The sequence below is a fragment of the Streptomyces sp. AC550_RSS872 genome (assembly GCF_019049285.1).
In the GTDB taxonomy this organism is placed as follows: domain Bacteria; phylum Actinomycetota; class Actinomycetes; order Streptomycetales; family Streptomycetaceae; genus Streptomyces.
The window spans coordinates 1-19,427 of the sequence record NZ_JAGMUL010000107.1; the positions used below are offsets into that span (position 1 = coordinate 1).

The window sequence follows — 19,427 nt, forward strand, 5'->3', positions numbered from 1 at the left end:
CCGTCATGGTCCTCGCACTGATCCCCGTCGCGGTTGCCTCCCCCTTCGTCCAGCGCCACTTCAAGAAGGGCATGCTCACCGGCGCCATCAAGGGCTGAGCCGCACATTCCGACTCCGCCGCGGCCGACCTGCCTCCATCAGCGGTCGGCCGCGGCGGGCCCAAGCTTCCCCCTCTCCCCACCGCTTTCTCCTCACCGCACGGAACGAGGTATGTCATGCCCGCGTCCGCTCCGAGCCGACGTGTCGTTCTCGCCGGTACCGCGGCGACCGCCGCGCTCACCGCCGTCCCGTTCCTCCCCGGACAGGCGCTGGCTGCGGCACCGACCGCCACCGCCGCGTCGGCCTACCGCTGGCGCAACGCCGTCATCGGCGGCACCGGTTTCATCTCCGGCGTTCTCTTCCACCCCGCCGTCCGCGGCCTCGCCTACGCCCGCACCGACATCGGCGGCGCCTACCGCTGGGACGACCGCACCGCCCGCTGGACCCCGCTGACCGATCACCTCGGCCCGGACGACTGGAACCTCACCGGTGTCGAGGCCATCGCCGTCGACCGCACGCACCCCAACCGCGTCTACCTCGCCCTGGGCACCTACACCCAGTCCTGGGCCGGCAACGGGGCGATCCTGCGGTCCGACGACCGCGGTGCCACCTGGGCCCGCACCGACCTCGGCGTCAAGCTCGGCGCCAACGAGGACGGCCGGGGTACGGGTGAGCGGCTGCTCGTCGATCCGCGGGACAGCAACACCCTGTGGCTGGGCACCCGGCACGACGGGCTGCTCAAGTCGACCGACCGGGGCGCGACCTGGGCAGCCGTGACCGGATTCCCGGGTTCCCCGAGCGCCACCGGACAGGGCGTCACCTTCCTCGTCGCCGCCGGGCGCACCCTCTACGCCGGCTGGGGCGACGGGGACGGTACGGCCAGTGCCAAGAACCTTTACCGCACCGCCAACGGCACCACCTGGGAAGCCGTCCCCCGCCAGCCCTCCGGTACCGCCGCCAAGGTCCCGATCCGGGCCGCGTACGACCGGTACACCCACGAGCTGTACGTGACGTACGCCAACGCACCCGGCCCAGGCGGCCAGTCCGACGGCAGCGTGCACAAGCTGTGCACCCTCAACGGCAAGTGGACCGAGGTCACACCGGTCGAGCCGGGCGGGACCGCCGCTGACGGATCCCCCGACACCTTCGGCTACGGGGGTGTCGCCGTCGACGCCCGCCGGCCCGGCACGGTCGTCGTCTCCACGAACAACCGATGGGCCGAGATCGACACCGTCTTTCGCTCCACGAACGGCGGCCGCACCTGGACGTCCCTGAAGGACACGGCCGTCCTCGACGTCTCCGAGACGCCCTTCCTCAAGTGGGGCGGGGACAAGCCCAAGTTCGGCTGGTGGATCCAGGCCCTCGCCCTCGACCCGTACGACTCGCGGCACATCGTCTACGGCACCGGCGCCACCCTCTACGGCACGCGGGACCTGAAGAACTGGGCACCGCAGATCCGTGGCCTGGAGGAGACGGCCGTGCGCCTGCTGATCTCGCCCCCGGTCGGGGAGGCGCATCTGATCAGCGGTCTCGGGGACATCGGGGTGATGTACCACGAGTCGCTCACGGCATCGCCCTCGCGCGGCATGGCGTCGAACCCGGTCTTCGGGTCGGCGATGGGGCTCGCCCAAGCCGCGGCCAATCCGGCGTACGTCGTCCGTACCGGCTGGAGCAACGACGGCAACGGCGCCTACTCGAACGACGGCGGCAAGACCTGGGCGCCCTTCAAGACCCAGCCCTCCATCGCCAAGGACGCACCGGCGCCGATCGCCACCAACGCCGACGGCAGCGTGCTGCTCTGGGTGTTCGTGCACTCGGACGGCACGAAGTACCCCGCCCACCGCTCCGCGGACAACGGCGCCACCTGGTCCGAGGTCACCTCCTTCCCGAAGGGCGCCACGCCGGTCGCCGACCCGGCCGACCCGACGCTCTTCTACGCGTACGACACCGACACAGGAACGCTACTCGCCAGCACTGACAGTGGCCGTACCTTCACCGCCCGTGCGACCGGACTGCCCTCCGGGGACAGCCAGTTCAAGCTGGTCGCGGCGCCGGGCAGGTCCGGCGACCTGTGGCTGAGCACCAAGGGGGAGGGCCTGCACCGCTCCACCGACGGCGGCGCGAGCTTCTCGAAGGTCACCGGCGTCGGGGCCTCGGAGTGTCTCGGTTTCGGCAAGGCCGCGGACGGCGCCGACTACCCCGCCATCTACCAGGTGGGCACGATCGGGACCGTCACCGGCGTCCACCGCTCCGACGACGAGGCCAGGACCTGGGTGCGGATCAACGACGACCAGCACCAGTGGGGCTGGATCGGCACGGCCGTCATCGGTGACCCGCGCATCCACGGCCGTGTCTACCTCGCCACCAACGGACGCGGCGTCCAGTACGGAGACCCGGTGTGATGCCCGAACCGCAACGACCGACCCTCGCCGCCGCCACCCGTGGCCGCCTTCTCTTCGGCGGCGACTACAACCCCGAGCAGTGGCCCGAGGAGATCTGGCACGAGGACGTCCGGCTGATGAAGGAGGCCGGGGTCAACTCGGTCACCCTCGGTGTCTTCTCCTGGGCGAAACTGGAACCGGAACCGGGCGCGCGGGAGTTCGGCTGGCTGGACCGGCTGATGGACCTGATGCACGACAACGGCATCGGTGTCGTCCTGGCCACCCCGACCTCCTCGCCCCCGCCGTGGATGGGCCGGCTGCACCCCGACACCCTGCCCGTCACCGAGGACGGCCGCACCGAGTGGTGGGGCGGCCGGCAGCACTTCTCGCACTCCAGCGCCACCTACCGGCGCTACGCCGCCGCCATCACCGAGGACCTCGCCGCCCGCTACGGCGGCCACCCGGCCCTGACGATGTGGCACATCAACAACGAGTACTGCACCTTCGACCACGGCGACCAGGCAGCCGCCGCCTTCCGACGGTGGCTGCGGGAGAAGTACGGCACCCTCGAGGCCCTCAACACCGCCTGGGGCACCGCCTTCTGGAGCCAGGGCTACGACACCTGGGACGGCATCCTGCCGGCCCGCCTGCCGCACTACATGCGCAACCCCACCCAGGTGCTGGACTTTCGCCGCTTCACCTCCGACATGCTCCTGGAGTGCTACGTCGCCGAGCGCGACATCGTCCGCCGGCACACCCCGCACCTGCCGGTGACCAGCAACTTCATGCCGCTGTGGTTCGGGCAGGACGCCTGGCGCTGGGCCCAGGAGGAGGACGTCGTCTCCGTCGACATCTACCCCGACCCGCACGACCCGCTCGGCGCCCAGACCGGCGCCCTCGTCCAGGACATGACCCGCTCCCAGGCACACGGGCCCTGGATGCTCATGGAACAGGCCGCCGGGCCTGTCAACTCCCGGGGCGTCAACCACCCCAAGCCCCGCGGCCTCAACCGCCTGTGGTCCCTACAGGCCGTCGCCCGCGGCGCCGACGCCGTCTGCTACTTCCAATGGCGCCAGTCCCGGCAGGGCGCGGAGAAGTTCCACTCCGGCATGGTCAGCCACGCCGGGGAGCAGGGCCGGACCTACCAGGAGGTCAAGCAGCTCGGCGCCGACCTCGCGCGGATCGCCCCGGAGGTGTCCGGCCGGCACAGCGGCGCCGACATCGCCGTCCTGCACGACTGGCACGCCTGGTGGGCCGGTGCCCAGGACGGCCGCCTCTCCCAGCACATCGACCACGCCGGCATACTCAAGACCTGGCACCGCGCGCTGTGGCAGGCCCACCTCACCACCGACTTCGCCCACCCCGAGCACGACCTGACCGCCTACCGGCTCGTCGTCGTACCCCAGCTGTACCTCCTCACGGACGCGGCGATCGACAACCTCCTCGCCTACGTCCGCCAGGGCGGCACCCTCGTCTGCGGCTTCCTCACCGGCGTCGCCGACCAGGACGACCGGGTACGCCCCGGCGGCATGGACGCCCGGCTGCGCGCACTGTTCGGCATCCGCACCCTGCACGAGTGGTGGCCCCTGGACGCCGGGGAGACCGTCGCCTGCGAGGGCTTCCACGGCACGCTGTGGTCCGAGGAACTGGAGGCCGACGGCACCTCCGACGACACCGTGGCGTACAAGGGTGGTGAACTCGACGGATTGCCCGCCGTCCTGCACAAGGACCGAGCCTGGTACCTCTCCACCCTCCCGGAACCGGACGCCCTGCGCGGCCTGCTGGCCCGCATCGCCGACGGCGCGGGCGTCCGTCCGGTACTCGACGGCCTCCCCGAACAGGTCGAGGCGGTACGCCGGGGCGAGCTGCTGTTCGTGCTCAACCACGGCCGCGAACCCGTGACCGTCGAGGTGCCCGGCACCCACCACGACCTGCTCACCGGGACGGACCTCACGGACCGGGTCACCCTCGGCCGCTACGACGTGGCGATACTGCGGTCATGACCCCGACCTCGACCCCGGCCCACGGAACGTGGGAACCGCAGCCCGCCGCGCGCTGGGAGGATGCCTTCCTCAGCGGCAACGGCCACCACGGCACCCTTGTGTTCGGTGATCCGAACGACGACCGCGTCATTGTCACCCATCACACCCTGGTGCGCCCCAACGGCAGCGACACCCGTCCCCCGAAGCTCGCCGCCGACCTCCCCGCCCTCCAGGACCGCCTCCTGGCCGGCGACCACACCGCGGCGGAAAGTTTCACCGACGGCCGCCCGCTCGAGTGGGTGCAGCCCTTCCACCCCGCCTTCCAGATCCGGCTGCGCCGGCCGTCCGACGCAGGGCACGGCTACCGCCGGTCCGTCGACTTCGCCACGGGCGTGGTCCGGGCCGAGTGCGCCGACTGGACCAGCGAGGTCTTCGTCTCCCGCGCCGACGACGTGATCGTCCAGCACATCACGACACCCGGCCCCACCCTCGGCATCTCCCTGGACCACCTCCTCCCCGGCGCCCCCGCCGCACTGGGCGTCGGCCACGGAGCCGTCCTCACCCCCGAGGGCGCCCTGCTCAGCCTGCGCGCCCGCTACCCCGACAGCGACCGCGCCTTCACCGGCGTCACACTGATCGCCGTCGACGGCGGTACGGCGGCTCTGGCTCCTCCGGGCGCACAGATCGAGCAGGCCCGCTCCGTCCTGCTCCTCACCCGGGTCCGGCGCCACACCGGCGAACTCGACGTGACCGCGGAGGGCCGCACCCTGCGCGACCTGGCGGCCACGGGACACGACGAGCTCCTCGCCCGCCATGTCGCCCTCCACCGCACCGCCTACGAGCGCGTCACCCTCGACCTCACCGCCGACCCGGACCAACGCGCCCTGCCCGGCTCCGAGTTGCTGAAGCGCCCGAGTGCCCCCGGCCTGCTGGAGCGGCTCTTCGCGGCCGGCCGCTACCACCTGCTGTCCGCCAGCGGCCTCTTTCCGCCCCGGCTGACCGGCCTGTGGACCGGCGACTGGAACACGGCCTGGTCGGGCGCGTTCACCAACGACGCCAACCTCAACCTCCAGACCGCCTCCGCAGCGGCCGCCGCCCTCCCCGAGGTCACCGAGGCCCACGCCGCGCTGCTCCAACGCCAGCTGCCCGACTGGCGCGACAACGCCCGCGCGGTCTTCGGCACCCGGGGCGTGGTGGCCCCCGCCCACACCGACGGCGAGTCCGGGCACATCTACCACTTCAACCGCGAATACCCCCTGCACCTGTGGACCGCCGGAGCCGACTGGCTGCTCAAGCCGCTCGTCGACCACGACGAGACCCACGGCACCCGCGACCCGCGCACCGCCGCCGCCCTCGCCGAAGTCGCCCACTTCTACGAGGACTTCCTGACCCGGACCGACGACGACGGCCACCTGGTCGTCGTCCCCTCCTACTCACCCGAGAACCGGCCGGCGAACGCCGGCTGGGGCACCATCAACGCGGCCATGGACCTCTCGGCGGCCCGGCACGCCCTGCTCACCGCCGCCGACCACCACCCGGACACCCCGGACGCCGACCGCTGGCGAGCCCTCGCCGACCGCCTCCCTCCGCACCGGATCAACGCCGACGGCGCCCTCGCCGAATGGGCCTGGCCCGGCCTGGAGGACACCTACGACCACCGCCACCTCAGCCACCTCTACGGCGTCTGGCCGCTCGACGAGATCACCCCCTACGACACCCCCGGCCTCGCCGCGGCCGCCCACCGCGCCCTCGAACTGCGCGGCGCCGAGAACGACTCGGCGCACGGCCACCTCCACCACGCCCTGATCGCGGCCCGCCTCAGGGACGCCGACCGGGTCGCCCACGCCCTCGACCAGGTCCTGGACGGCGACTTCTTCCACGCCTCCCTGATGAGCGCCCACTACCCGAACCGCGACGTCTACAACGCGGACGCCGCGCACACCCTGCCCGCCGTACTGATCGAGATGCTCGTGCAGTCGACCCCGGACCGCCTGGTCCTGCTGCCCGCCCTTCCCCCCGCCTTCCGGGAGGGCCGGCTCCGGGGCGTCCGCACGCGGTTCGGCGCGGAGGTCGACCTGACCTGGACGCGCGACGGCGCGAGGGCGGTCCTGAAGCCGTCCCGCACCGTCCGTGTCGAACTCCGGACTTCATCCGGCGACGACGTCGACAAGCAGCCGCTCGACCTCGTCGCCGGAGAAGACCACGTCCTCACATTGGGGGCGTGGTAATCCCCCCGCATTTCCCCCCACCCATGGAAAGGGACACCATGGCAAAGAGCGCACTGCGCAAGATAACCATGGCGGTACTGGCCCCGGCGATGGCCCTCGGCGCCACCGTCGGACTCGCCTCCGCCCCCGCCTCGGCCGCCGTCTGGAACACCTGCGACCAGTGGGGCAGCACGAACCTGAACGGCTACACGCTCTACAACAACATCTGGGGCTCCGGCGCCGGCAGCCAGTGCACCTGGGCCAACTCCGGCACCAATTGGGGTGTCTGGGCCAACCACCCCAACACCGGCGGCATCAAGTCCTACCCCAACTCCACGAAGGCGATCAACAAGACCATCGCCTCCCTCGGCTCGCTCACCAGCAGCTACAACGTCACCGTCCCGTCGTCCGGCGCGTACAACACGTCGTACGACATCTGGGACACCGACCACGACCACGAGATCATGCTCTGGGTCAACTACAACGGAGCCGTCGGCCCGATCGGCACCTCGCAGGGCAGCGTCAGCCTCGGCGGCCACACCTGGAACGTCTTCAAGGGCACCAACGGTGCCAACAACGTGTACTCGTTCCTGCGGACCTCCGACTCCAACGCCGGCACCGTGGACATCAAGCCCATCCTCAACTGGATCGCCGGCAAGGGCTGGATGTCCAGCAGCGAGACCATCGGTGACGTCCAGTTCGGCTACGAGATCACCTCGTCGTCCGGCGGGCTCAACTTCAACACCAACAACCTGACGGTCAGCAGCAGCTGACCTGTCGCCGGGGCCGGGGTCGTCCCCTCATCCGGGGTCGACCTCGGCCCGCAGCGCGTTGTAGTCCGCGAACGCCGACTCGACCTCGGCGCGGGTCAGGCCGTAGCGGGCCAGGTCGTAGTGGTGGGGTCGGGTGCCCTTCGGGCGGGCGACGGCACCGGCGAGGCGGGCGGCCTCGGCGTCGGTCCAGTGGGCGCCGACGGCGGCGTAGAGACGGGGAGCGCCCCTGGTCGGGTCGGTGCCGAGCCATGAGTACGGGGCGTCGACCACCGCCTCGCCGGGGAGGACGGTACGGGCGGCGAGCCCGCGCCGCATGGCACGGCTGAGCAGGCCGAACCAGGTCGCCCCGATGCCGTGCAGATCGAGGGGCCGGGTACTGACGGACATGCCGTGCTCGATCAGGCTGCAAAAGGACGCCACGGCGGTGACCGGGTCGCGGTGGCACCATATGAGCGTGGCGTCCGGGAACACGGTGTGCAACGCGTCCAGATTGCCCAGGTGCAGCGGCGACTTGAGGATCCAGCGGCGGCGCGGGCGGCCGTACTGGAGCACCTGGAAGACCTGCTTGAGATACCGGTAGTCGTCAGTGAAGTCCCGCTCGCGGTACCACGCCTCGTACTCGGGGATCCTGGCCTGCGACAGCGGCATCAGCGCGTGCGGGAGGGCGAAGGTGCACTCCTCCGGGCCCTCGGCGGCCATCGCGTGGATGTCGCGGAAGCGCGGCGTGAAGAGGTTGGCGCCCTGGACCATCCGGCGCCCGGCCGTGATCGCCCTACGGCGCTCGCGCGGTGGCAACTCCAGGTCGGGGCCGAGCAGTTCCCACAGAAGGGGGCTGCGGTGTTCCTCCGCCAGCGACAGCACGGCGTGCGTCACCGTCGTCGCCGTGCGTGGCAGGCCCACCACGAACACCGGCCGCTCGATCGGCTCCCGCTCGATCTCCGGGTGCTCGGCGATCAGCCTCCGCACCCGGGCCCGGTTGGCGAGATGCCGCCGCACGAAGACCTGCGCCGACTGCCACCCGACCGGCGTGAGGTCCTCAGCCTCGGCCCACCACCCCAGCAGCGCGCGGAAGTCGTCCACGAACTGCCGGTCCCCGTCCACCACTCCCGTCTCCTCGACGATCCGGTCGAAGACCCGGCTGGGGGAACGACGCGATCCGAAGGCGGGCCGCAGCAACTGGTTGGCCAGGGTGAGGGCGAGGGGAGAGGAGGACACGGCGGGACCCTATCGCGTCGAAATCGCTTCAGCAGTAAGGAAGTTGGGGGGCGAACCGGAAGACCTCCACCCGCCGGCCGCCCCCCCCGACACGGCTACTCCGCTACAGGAAGCCGTGCCCCGTCCCGCAGAAACAGCGGGATGCGGTCCAGCGGGGCGTCGACCGTCACGGTCGTACCGCCCTGGTACGTCTCACCCGTCCACGCGTCCGTCCAGCGTGACCCCGCCGGAAGATACGTCGTCCAGGTCGTCGCCCCGGCCGTGAGGACCGGCGCGACCAGCAGGTCACGGCCGAACAGATACGCGTCGTCGACCGACCAGGCCGCCTCGTCCTCGGGGAACTCCAGGAACAGCGGCCGCATCACCGGCAGGCCCTCCTCGTGGGCCTCGCGCATGACCTGAAGGACGTACGGCTTCAGGCGCTCGCGCAGCCGCAGGTACCGCTCCAGGATCGCGCCGGCCTCCTCGCCGTACGACCACACCTCGTTCGGGCCGCCGGTCATGTCCGGGCCGAGCGGCATGCCCGGGTCGCGGAAGCCGTGCAGGCGCATCAGCGGGGACAGGGCGCCGAACTGGAACCAGCGGACCATCACCTCGCGGTAGGCCGGGTCGTCCGGGTCGCCGCCGTGGAAGCCGCCGATGTCCGTGTTCCACCAGGGGATGCCGGACAGCGCGGTGTTGAGGCCGGCCGCGATCTGGCGGCGCAGCGTCGGGAAGTCGGTGCCGATGTCGCCGGACCACAGGGCGGCGCCGTAGCGCTGGCTGCCCGCCCAGGCCGAGCGGTTGAGGCTGACGATCTCCTCCTCGCCGGACGCGAGGAGGCCCTCGTAGAAGGTGCGGGCGTTCTCGGCCGGGTAGATGTTGCCGACCTCCAGGCCCGGACCCGTCCAGTAGCGCAGGTTCTCCTGGAAGCCCGGCTTCAGCTCCGGCTCACAGGCGTCCAGCCAGAAGGCCGTGATGCCGTACTGATCGAGGTAGTTCTGCTTGACCTTGGACCACACGAACTCGCGGGCCTCGGGGTTGGTCGCGTCGTAGAACGCCACCTGGACCGTCGAGGCCACCTCCTTGTCGGGCCAGTCGGCGTGCGCCATCGGGCCGTACTGCGTGCCGATGAAGTAGCCCCGCTGCTCCATGACCGGGTGGTTCTCGGAGAGCGGGGAGACCGACGGCCAGACGGACACGACGAGCTTGATGCCGAGCTCGTCCAGCTCGCGCACCATCGCCGCCGGGTCAGGCCACTCGGCCGGGTCGAACTTCCACTCACCCAGGTGCGTCCAGTGGAAGAAGTCGCAGACGATCGCGGAGACGGGCAGACCGCGGCGCTTGTACTCCCGTGCCACGTCGAGGAGTTCGTCCTGCGTGCGGTAGCGCAGCTTGCACTGCCAGAAGCCCGCCGCCCACTCGGGCAGCATCGGCGTACGGCCCGTCACCGCGCTGTAGCGGCGCTGGCCGTCGGCCGGGGTGCCCGCAGTGATCCAGTAGTCGATCTGGCGGGCGGAGTCGGCGACCCAGCGGGTGCCGTTGTGCGCGAGCTCCACGCGGCCGATCGCCGGGTTGTTCCACAGCAGGGTGTAGCCGCGGCTGGACGCCAGGACCGGGATGCCGACCTCGGCGTTGCGCTGGATCAGGTCGAGGACCAGGCCCTTCTGGTCGAACCGTCCGTGCTGGTGCTGCCCGAGGCCGTACAGCTTCTCGTCCTCGTAGGCGGCGAAGCGCTGCTCCAGGCGGTGGTAGCCGTTGCCGACGGCGGTGTAGAGCCGCGAGCCCGGCCACCAGAAGTGGGCCCGCTCCTCGGCGAGCACCTCCTGGCCGTCCTCGGTGCGCAGGAACCGGATCAGGCCCTCGGCGTCGACCTCGACGGTCAGCGCGCCGACGGTCAGCACCCCCACTCCGTCCTCGATCTTGACGGTGGACTCGGTCGCCGGGGCGGACTCCAGCAGCGCGCCGGGCAGCCCGTCGAGGACGGGGCCGCCGAGCCGGGCACGCACCCGGACCGCGTCCGGCCCCCACGGCTCGACGCGCAGGGTCTCCTGACGGCCGCTCCACTCCAGCGCGCCGTCCCGCTCACGGAACGTGCCGACGGTCGGGGAGGACTGCGCGAGGCTGACTGTGCCGGGCACGGGGTGGTTTTCGGCAGGCTGATTCACTGGGCGCTCCTGAAGCGGGCGGCGGGGTGAGGAAGGAGGCAGCGTGCGGGCAGGAGGGTGCCCGGAAGGGCACGGTGGGTGAGGTGAGGTGGATGGGTGAGCCGGGGTCAGTGCGTGGACGACGGCGCCGGGCCCGTGCTCGCCCGGATCGTCAACTCGGGTGCGATCAGCAAGACTTCGTCGCTCCCGCGCCCGTCGAGCTTGGCGACCAGCTGCTCCACCGCATGCCGGCCCATCTCCTGCGCGGGAATGGAGACGGACGTCAGCCGCACCGAGGCCTGTACGGCGACCTGGTCGGGGCAGACGGCCACCACCGACACGTCCTCGGGCACGGCCCGGCCCTGCTGGCGCAGCAGGGCGAGCAGCGGTTCGACCGCCGACTCGTTCTGCACGACGAACCCGGTGGTGCTCGGGCGCTCGTCGAGGATGCGGGCGAGGGTGACGGCCATCGCGTCGTACCCGCCCTCGCACGGCCGGTGCAGCAGCCGTATCCCCAGTTCCTGGGAGCGCAGCCGCAGTCCGTCGAGGGTGCGCTCGGCGAAACCGGTGTGCCGCTCGTAGACGGCCGGGGCCTCGCCTATGACAGCGATGTCGCGGTGCCCCAGCATCGCCAGATGCTCCACACAGAGCGCGCCGGTCGCCTTGAAGTCGAGGTCGACGCAGGTCAGCCCGGTGGTGTCGGCGGGCAGCCCGATCAGCACGGACGGCTGGTCGGTGCCGCGCAGCAGCGGCAGCCGCTCGTCGTCCAGCTGGACGTCCATCAGGATCATCGCGTCGGCCAGCCCGCTGCCGGTGACGCGGCGTACGGCGTCGGGGCCCTCCTCGCCGGTCAGCAGCAGGACGTCGTAGCCGTGCGTCCGGGCCGTGGTGGCCACGGCAATGGCGATCTCCATCATCACCGGCACATACATGTCGGTGCGCAGCGGGATCATCAGCGCGATGATGTTCGACCTGCTGCTGGCCAGGGCGCGGGCGCCCGCGTTGGGGTGGTAGCCGAGCTCGCGGATGCTCTGCTCGACCCGCGTCCGGGTGGTCGCGGAGATGGACCGCTTGCCGCTGAGGACATAACTCACCGTGCTCGCCGAGACTCCGGCGTGCTGGGCGACCTCGGCGAGGGTGACCATCCAGCTCTCCAAGCTTTGTGAAGCGCTTCGACAGTGCGCGCTACGTACAGGGGTGGGTGTGAGGGTGGTTCGACAGTAGCTTCACCGGGGGTGGGTGTCCATAGGTTGTCGAAGCGCTTCGACTCCGATTTTCGAACCGGGCCGCCGAGCGCGCGGGAAACGCCACCGATCGGGGGGCGACAGGCCCGGGACGGCCTGCCGGTGGCTCGGGTCCCTGCCTACCACGACCGGCCGTGGGGGGCCATGGAAAGCGGGTACCGCACTCGTACGGCGCAACCTGCTCGCAACGACATGTACATCTCCGGCATCGAGTCCGGCACCGAGGTCTTCAAGGGCGCGGGACGTCTGGACAGCAAGGCGCACTCCGTCGACATCGGCTGAACGGCTGCACGCAGGGTGGTGGGGCCGCCCGGAATCGGGTACATACGATCGGGTAGCACCCGTCGGTAACCAAACGGCCCAAGATCCCGATTCGCGGCGAGGTGAGCCTCATGTCCGCAGCACCCACGAAGCCTACTGTCAGTGAGCGTGAGGCCCGCCAGGTGGCTGAGGCGGCCCGGCAACAGGAATGGCGCAAGCCCAGCTTCGCCAAGGAACTGTTCCTCGGCCGCTTCCGCCTCGACCTCATCCACCCCCACCCGATGCCCACCGGCGAGGCGGCACAGCGCGGCGAGGAGTTCCTCGCCAAGCTGCGTGACTTCGTCGAGACGAAGGTCGACGGCGCCCTCATCGAGCGCGAGGCCCGCATCCCCGACGACGTGATCGACGGGCTCAAGGAACTCGGCGCGTTCGGCATGAAGATCGACACCAAGTACGGCGGACTCGGTCTCACCCAGGTCTACTACAACAAGGCCCTCACCCTGGTCGGCTCGGCCTCGCCCGCGATCGGTGTGCTGCTCTCCGCCCATCAGTCGATCGGCGTACCGCAGCCGCTGAAGTTGTTCGGCACGCAGGAGCAGAAGGAAGCCTTCCTGCCGCGCTGCGCCCGCACCGACATCAGCGCCTTCCTCCTCACCGAGCCGGACGTGGGCTCCGACCCGGCCCGCCTCGCCACCTCCGCCGTACCGGACGGCGACGACTACGTCCTCGACGGGGTCAAGCTGTGGACGACCAACGGCGTGGTCGCCGACCTCCTGGTCGTGATGGCCCGTGTGCCCAAGTCCGAGGGCCACAAGGGCGGCATCACGGCCTTCGTCGTGGAGACCAACTCGCCCGGCATCACCGTCGAGAACCGCAACGCCTTCATGGGCCTGCGCGGCATCGAGAACGGCGTGACCCGCTTCCACCAGGTCCGCGTCCCGGCGGCGAACCGTATCGGCCCCGAGGGCGCCGGCCTGAAGATCGCGCTGACCACCCTCAACACCGGGCGGCTCTCCCTCCCCGCGTCCTGTGTCGCGGCCGGCAAGTGGTGCCTGAAGATCGCCCGCGAGTGGTCGGCGGCCCGTGAGCAGTGGGGCAAGCCGCTCGCCCACCACGAGGCCGTCGGCTCGAAGATCTCCTTCATCGCGGCCACCACCTTCGCTCTGGAGGCGGTGACCGACCTCGCCTCGCAGATGGCCGACGAGGACCGCAACGACATCCGTATCGAAGGCGCGCTCGCCAAGCTCTACGCCTCCGAGATGGCCTGGACGATCGCCGACGAACTCGTCCAGATCCGCGGCGGCCGCGGCTTCGAGACCGCCGAGTCGCTACGGGCCCGCGGCGAGCGCGCGGTCCCCGCCGAGCAGGTCCTGCGCGACCTGCGGATCAACCGCATCTTCGAGGGCTCGACGGAGATCATGCACCTGCTGATCGCCCGCGAGGCCGTCGACGCCCACCTCTCGGTCGCCGGCGACCTCATCGATCCCGACAAGTCCCTCCAGGACAAGGCGAAGGCAGGCGCGGGCGCCGGTGTCTTCTACGCCAAGTGGCTGCCGAAGCTGGTCGCGGGCCAGGGCCAACTGCCCTACGCATACGCCGAGTTCAAGCAGGGCGTCGACCTCTCCCCGCATCTGCGCTACGTCGAACGCACGTCCCGCAAACTCGCCCGCTCCACCTTCTACGCCATGTCCCGCTGGCAGGGCCGCATGGAGACCAAGCAGGGCTTCCTCGGCCGTATCGTCGACATCGGCGCCGAACTGTTCGCCATGAGCGCGGCCTGCGTCCGCGCCGAGCACCTGCGCACCCAGGGCGACCACGGCCGCGAGGCCTACCAGCTCGCCGACGCCTTCTGCCGCCAGTCCCGCCTGCGCGTCGAGGAGCTCTTCGGCCGCCTGTGGACCAACACCGACGACCTCGACCGCAAGGTGGTCAAGGGCGTGATGTCGGGCACGTACGAGTGGCTGGAGCAGGGCATCGTCGACCCCTCCGACGACGGCGCCCCGTGGATCGCGGACGCGACCCCGGGCCCGAGCGAACGGGAGAACGTGCACCGCCCGATCAGGTGACCCACACGGTGAGAGGTCACCGACCGCAGTGACCTCTCACCATCCTGTAACCCGCAGAAGGGGACGCCCTGTCCTCCCCGACAGCCGTTACGGCCACAATGGGGGAATGAGCGACAGTCCAGCCCCTCTCGCCGACCCGCATCTCGTCTACGACCCCCTTGCGGGAGACGGCCCCAAGGACGTGGTGATCCTCGGCTCCACCGGGTCCATCGGCACCCAGGCCATCGACCTCGTGCTGCGCAACCCCGACCGGTTCCGGGTCACCGCCCTGTCCGCCAACGGCGGCCGGGTCGCCCTCCTCGCCGAGCAGGCCTACCGGCTGAGGGCGCGGACCGTCGCGGTCGCCCGCGAGGACGTCGTACCGGCGCTGCGGGAGGCTCTGACGGCCCAGTACGGCACGGGCGAGCCGCTCCCGGAGATCCTCGTCGGCCCGGAGGCCGCCACCCAGGTCGCCGCCTCCGACTGCCACACCGTCCTCAACGGCATCACCGGCTCCATCGGACTCGCCCCCACCCTCACCGCCCTGGAGGCGGGCCGCACCCTCGCGCTCGCCAACAAGGAGTCCCTGATCGTCGGCGGCCCGCTGGTCAAGGCCCTCGCCAAGCCCGGGCAGATCATCCCGGTCGACTCCGAGCACGCAGCCCTGTTCCAGGCGCTGGCGTCCGGCACCCGCGCGGACGTCCGCAAGCTCGTCGTCACCGCCTCCGGCGGCCCCTTCCGTGGCCGCACGAAGGCCGAGCTGGCGAACGTGACGGTCGAGGACGCCCTCGCGCATCCCACCTGGGCCATGGGCCCGGTCATCACGATCAACTCCGCGACCCTGGTCAACAAGGGCCTGGAGGTCATCGAGGCGCACCTGCTCTACGACATTTCCTTCGACCGCATTGAGGTGGTCGTGCATCCCCAGTCGTATGTCCACTCGATGGTTGAGTTCACGGACGGATCCACGATCGCCCAGGCGACGCCCCCCGACATGCGCGGGCCGATCGCCATCGGCCTGGGCTGGCCCGAACGCGTTCCCGACGCCGCGCCCACGTTCGACTGGAGCATGGCGTCGACCTGGGAGTTCTTCCCCCTCGACAACGACGCCTTCCCGGCGGTCGACCTGGCGCGCCACGTGGGGCAGCTCGCGGGCACGGCCCCGGCGGTGTTCAATGCGGCCAACGAGGAGTGCGTGGAGGCCTTCCGGGCCGGCGCACTGCCGTTCAACGGGATCATGGAGACCGTGACGCGGGTGGTGGAGGAACACGGCACCCCGCCCGCGGGAACTTCACTCACCGTCGCGGACGTCCTCGAAGCGGAGACCTGGGCCCGCAGGCGGGCACAGGAACTGGCGGCACACACGGCGGAGGCCCGTGCATGACGACCCTGATGTTCATCCTCGGCATAGTGCTGTTCGCGGTCGGGCTGCTCGCCTCGATCGCCTGGCACGAGCTGGGCCACCTGTCCACGGCCAAGCTGTTCGGCATCCGCGTGCCGCAGTACATGGTCGGCTTCGGCCCGACCATCTGGTCGCGGAAGAAGGGCGAAACCGAGTACGGCATCAAGGCGATCCCGTTCGGCGGCTACATCCGCATGATCGGCATGTTCCCGCCGGGCCCCGACGGCCGCCTCGAAGCGCGCTCGACCTCACCCTGGCGCGGCATGATCGAGGACGCCCGCTCGGCCGCGTTCGAGGAGCTCAAGCCGGGTGACGAGACCCGCCTCTTCTACACGCGCAAGCCGTGGAAGCGGGTCATCGTGATGTTCGCGGGCCCCTTCATGAACCTCGTCCTCGCGGTGGGCCTGTTCCTCACCGTGCTGATGGGCTTCGGCATCCAGCAGCAGACCACCACCGTCAGCTCGGTCTCCCAGTGCGTCATCGCCCAGACGGAGAAGCGAGAGGACTGCAAGGCGTCCGACGCCAAGTCCCCGGCCGCCGCGGCCGGCATGAAGGCCGGCGACAAGATCGTCTCCTTCGGCGGGGTGCGTACCGAGGACTGGAACACCCTCTCCGACCTCATCCGCGACAGCGCCGGCAAGGACGTGCCGATCGTCGTCGACCGCAAGGGTGAGGAAGTGACCCTGCACGCGAAGATCGCCACCAACTGGGTCGTGAAGAAGGACGCCGGCGGGTCGTACGTCAAGGACGACTACGTCCAGGCCGGCTTCCTCGGCTTCAGCGCCGCCACCGGCGTCGTCAAGCAGGACTTCGGCGACTCGGTGACCTGGATGACCGACCGGGTCGGCGAGGCCGTCGACTCCCTCGTGGCTCTGCCCTCCAAGATCCCCGCCCTGTGGGACGCCGCCTTCGGCGACGGCCCGCGCGAGCCGGACTCCCCGATGGGCATCGTCGGCGCGGCGAGGGTCAGCGGCGAGATCGCGACACTGGACATCCCGGCGTCCCAGCAGCTGGCGACGTTCGTGTTCCTCCTGGCGGGATTCAACCTGTCCCTGTTCCTCTTCAACATGCTCCCGCTGCTGCCGCTCGACGGCGGCCATATCGCGGGCGCGCTGTGGGAGTCGCTGCGCCGCAACACGGCGAAGGTGCTGCGCCGCCCGGACCCCGGTCCGTTCGATGTGGCGAAGCTGATGCCGGTGGCGTACGTGGTCGCGGGAATCTTCGTCTGCTTCACCCTTCTCGTGCTCGTCGCGGACGTCGTTAACCCGGTCAGAATCTCCTAGTCACACGGTGTTCGAGGCGGCCCGGGATCGTATGTCCTGGGCCGCCTTCCATTGAGTGGGTTTACGGGCAGTGATGTGCTGGGGTGAGCCCGAGTGCCGTAATCTCGAAGCCTGGAGCCCGCTGCTGACGGGACCGGACCTTGATCCACGACTTGGGGTTGCACAGCACATGACTGCGATTTCTCTCGGCATGCCGTCCGTTCCGACCAAGCTCGCCGAGCGCCGCAAGAGCAGGCAGATCCAGGTCGGGACGGTGGCGGTGGGCGGCGACGCCCCGGTCTCGGTCCAGTCCATGACGACGACCCGTACGTCCGACATCGGCGCCACCCTCCAGCAGATCGCCGAGCTCACGGCGTCCGGCTGCCAGATCGTCCGTGTGGCCTGTCCGACACAGGACGACGCGGATGCCCTCTCGACGATCGCCCGCAAGTCGCAGATCCCGGTGATCGCGGACATCCACTTCCAGCCGAAGTACGTGTTCGCGGCGATCGAGGCCGGCTGCGCCGCGGTCCGTGTGAACCCCGGCAACATCAAGCAGTTCGACGACAAGGTCAAGGAGATCGCGCGGGCCGCCAAGGACCACGGCACTCCGATCCGGATCGGCGTCAACGCCGGCTCCCTCGACCGGCGCCTGCTCCAGAAGTACGGCAAGGCGACGCCCGAGGCCCTTGTGGAGAGCGCGCTGTGGGAGGCGTCCCTCTTCGAGGAGCACGACTTCCGGGACATCAAGATCTCGGTCAAGCACAACGACCCGGTCATCATGATCGAGGCGTACAAGCAGCTGGCCGCCCAGTGCGACTACCCGCTCCACCTCGGTGTGACCGAGGCGGGCCCGGCGTTCCAGGGCACGATCAAGTCGGCCGTCGCCTTCGGCGCCCTCCTCTCCCAGGGCATCGGCGACACGATCCGCGTCTCGCTGAGCGCGCCCCCGGCCGAGGAGGTCAAGGTCGGCATCCAGATCCTGGAGTCCCTGAACCTCAAGCAGCGCGGCCTGGAGATCGTCTCCTGCCCGTCCTGCGGCCGTGCCCAGGTCGACGTCTACAAGCTGGCCGAAGAGGTCACCGCCGGCCTCACCGGCATGGAGGTCCCCCTCCGGGTAGCCGTCATGGGCTGTGTGGTGAACGGCCCCGGCGAGGCCCGCGAGGCCGACCTCGGCGTCGCCTCCGGCAACGGCAAGGGCCAGATCTTCGTCAAGGGCGAGGTCATCAAGACGGTCCCCGAGTCCAAGATCGTCGAGACCCTCATCGAGGAGGCCATGAAGCTGGCCGAGCAGATGGAGGCGGACGGCGTGACGAGCGGGGAGCCGTCGGTTTCGGTGGCGGGCTGAGAGGATCTCGCCCCCGCTGCCCCTACCCGTCCCATCCTTTTGGGGCTCCGCCCCGGTCCGGCTGAATTTCAGCCCCTCCGGCGTTTGAGGACGAGGCCCGGAGGGCCGACAGCGGGGGTCTGGGGGCGCAGCCCCCAGGGGCGAGGCGGTGCCCCCACCGTCACTCCTCAACGCCGGCCAACCTCCACAGGGCGGCGTGGCCAAGCTTCCGCAGGTACAGTGCGGGGACCAGCAGAACCCCAGCGTGAGGCCCCGTACGTGTTGACCCAGACCACCTCCCGGGTCCTCGAACCGAGCGACCTGGACGCCGCGCTCGCCATCCTCGACAGCGAGCCCGTCGCGAACGCCTTCGTGGCGTCCAGGGTCCAGGTCGCCGGCCTCGACCCGTGGCGCCTCGGCGGCGAGATGTGGGGCTGGTACGAGGGCGGCATGCTCACCTCCCTGTGCTACGCGGGTGCCAACCTCGTCCCGATCTGCGCGGGCCCCCGAGCCGTACGCGCCTTCGCCGACCGCGCCCGACGGTCCGGCCGCCGCTGCTCCTCCATCGTCGGCCCGGCCGAAGCCACCGCCCAGCTGTGGCGCCTGCTGGAACCCAGCTGGGGCCCGGCCCGCGAGGTCCGCGCCCACCAACCCCTCATGGTCACCGACCACATGCCCGCCGACATCACCCCGGATCCGTACGTCCGCCGTATCCGCAAGGACGAGATGGAGACGATCATGCCGGCGTGCGTGGCGATGTTCACCGAGGAGGTCGGCGTATCGCCGCTCGCGGGGGACGGCGGCCTGCTCTACCAGGCCCGCGTCGCCGAACTCGTCGGCTCCGGCCGCTCCTTCGCCCGCCTGGACCAGGACGGCAAGGTCGTCTTCAAGGCGGAGATCGGCGCCGCGACGGACAGGGCCTGCCAGATCCAGGGGGTGTGGGTGGCCCCCGAGTACCGCGGGCAGGGACTCGCGGCCCCCGGAATGGCGGCCGTACTGCGCTACGCCCTGGCGGACGTGGCCCCGGTCGTGAGCCTGTACGTGAACGACTTCAACACGGCGGCGAGAAGGACGTACACGAGGGTGGGCTTCCAAGAGGTCGGCGCTTTCATGAGCATCCTGTTCTGAAACACCCTCAGGGGCGCGGGGCTGTATCGATATGC

At 70.6% G+C, this 19,427-nt stretch carries 13 protein-coding genes and 1 pseudogene; 11 read left to right on the forward strand and 3 right to left on the reverse strand.

All coding sequences use genetic code 11. The annotated features are described in order from the left end of the window. The 5 genes and pseudogenes from KUM44_RS46020 to KUM44_RS31835 form a co-directional block, all read left to right on the forward strand. Positions 1 to 98: pseudogene (locus tag KUM44_RS46020) on the forward strand (carbohydrate ABC transporter permease); the annotation flags it as partial. A gap of 117 nt (positions 99 to 215) precedes the next feature. Then, positions 216 to 2,441 carry a sialidase family protein gene (locus tag KUM44_RS31820; protein WP_217213227.1) on the forward strand — a complete coding sequence of 742 codons (2,226 nt, stop codon included), beginning with the start codon at positions 216 to 218 and terminating at the stop codon, positions 2,439 to 2,441. Continuing rightward, the gene (locus KUM44_RS31825) at positions 2,441 to 4,423 is read left to right on the forward strand and encodes a beta-galactosidase (RefSeq protein ID WP_217213228.1); all 1,983 of its coding nucleotides are present in this window, start codon (positions 2,441 to 2,443) and stop codon (positions 4,421 to 4,423) included. The genes KUM44_RS31820 and KUM44_RS31825 overlap by 1 nt, the downstream gene beginning before the upstream one ends. After that, positions 4,420 to 6,630 carry a glycoside hydrolase N-terminal domain-containing protein gene (locus KUM44_RS31830; RefSeq protein ID WP_217213229.1) on the forward strand — a complete coding sequence of 737 codons (2,211 nt, stop codon included), beginning with the start codon at positions 4,420 to 4,422 and terminating at the stop codon, positions 6,628 to 6,630. The genes KUM44_RS31825 and KUM44_RS31830 overlap by 4 nt, the downstream gene beginning before the upstream one ends. A 38-nt stretch (positions 6,631 to 6,668) precedes the next feature. Next, positions 6,669 to 7,382: a hypothetical protein gene (locus KUM44_RS31835; protein ID WP_217213230.1), complete on the forward strand. Its 714-nt coding sequence runs from the start codon at positions 6,669 to 6,671 to the stop codon at positions 7,380 to 7,382. 27 nt (positions 7,383 to 7,409) lie between these two features. On the opposite strand, the gene KUM44_RS31840 is transcribed toward KUM44_RS31835, so the two are convergent. The 3 genes from KUM44_RS31840 to KUM44_RS31850 all read right to left on the reverse strand — a co-directional run bounded on the left by KUM44_RS31840 (position 7,410) and on the right by KUM44_RS31850 (position 11,868). Then, complete coding sequence (locus KUM44_RS31840; RefSeq protein WP_217213231.1) at positions 7,410 to 8,597, reverse strand: sulfotransferase; 1,188 nt, start codon at positions 8,595 to 8,597, stop codon at positions 7,410 to 7,412. 95 nt (positions 8,598 to 8,692) lie between these two features. Then, complete coding sequence (locus tag KUM44_RS31845; protein ID WP_217213232.1) at positions 8,693 to 10,744, reverse strand: TIM-barrel domain-containing protein; 2,052 nt, start codon at positions 10,742 to 10,744, stop codon at positions 8,693 to 8,695. Between the two features lie 107 nt (positions 10,745 to 10,851). Beyond that, positions 10,852 to 11,868, reverse strand: coding sequence for a LacI family DNA-binding transcriptional regulator (locus KUM44_RS31850; protein ID WP_217213233.1), 1,017 nt, complete (start codon positions 11,866 to 11,868; stop codon positions 10,852 to 10,854). Positions 11,869 to 12,111: 243 nt separating this feature from the next. Here KUM44_RS31850 and KUM44_RS31855 point away from each other — a divergent pair, with 243 nt between their 5' ends. From KUM44_RS31855 to KUM44_RS31880, 6 genes are all read left to right on the forward strand, one after another. Beyond that, positions 12,112 to 12,249, forward strand: coding sequence for a hypothetical protein (locus KUM44_RS31855; RefSeq protein ID WP_254390422.1), 138 nt, complete (start codon positions 12,112 to 12,114; stop codon positions 12,247 to 12,249). Between the two features lie 110 nt (positions 12,250 to 12,359). Beyond that, complete coding sequence (locus tag KUM44_RS31860) at positions 12,360 to 14,294, forward strand: acyl-CoA dehydrogenase family protein (protein WP_217213234.1); 1,935 nt, start codon at positions 12,360 to 12,362, stop codon at positions 14,292 to 14,294. A 106-nt stretch (positions 14,295 to 14,400) separates the two neighbouring features. After that, the gene (gene dxr / locus KUM44_RS31865) at positions 14,401 to 15,657 is read left to right on the forward strand and encodes a 1-deoxy-D-xylulose-5-phosphate reductoisomerase (RefSeq protein ID WP_217213235.1); all 1,257 of its coding nucleotides are present in this window, start codon (positions 14,401 to 14,403) and stop codon (positions 15,655 to 15,657) included. 8 nt (positions 15,658 to 15,665) lie between these two features. After that, positions 15,666 to 16,958 (forward strand): RIP metalloprotease, encoded by a 1,293-nt coding sequence (locus KUM44_RS31870; protein WP_217213250.1) that lies wholly within the window; start codon positions 15,666 to 15,668, stop codon positions 16,956 to 16,958. Between the two features lie 169 nt (positions 16,959 to 17,127). Beyond that, complete coding sequence (gene ispG, locus KUM44_RS31875; protein ID WP_217213236.1) at positions 17,128 to 18,285, forward strand: flavodoxin-dependent (E)-4-hydroxy-3-methylbut-2-enyl-diphosphate synthase; 1,158 nt, start codon at positions 17,128 to 17,130, stop codon at positions 18,283 to 18,285. Positions 18,286 to 18,543: 258 nt separating this feature from the next. After that, positions 18,544 to 19,392, forward strand: coding sequence for a GNAT family N-acetyltransferase (locus KUM44_RS31880; protein ID WP_217213237.1), 849 nt, complete (start codon positions 18,544 to 18,546; stop codon positions 19,390 to 19,392). The last annotated feature ends 35 nt before the right edge of the window (positions 19,393 to 19,427 follow it).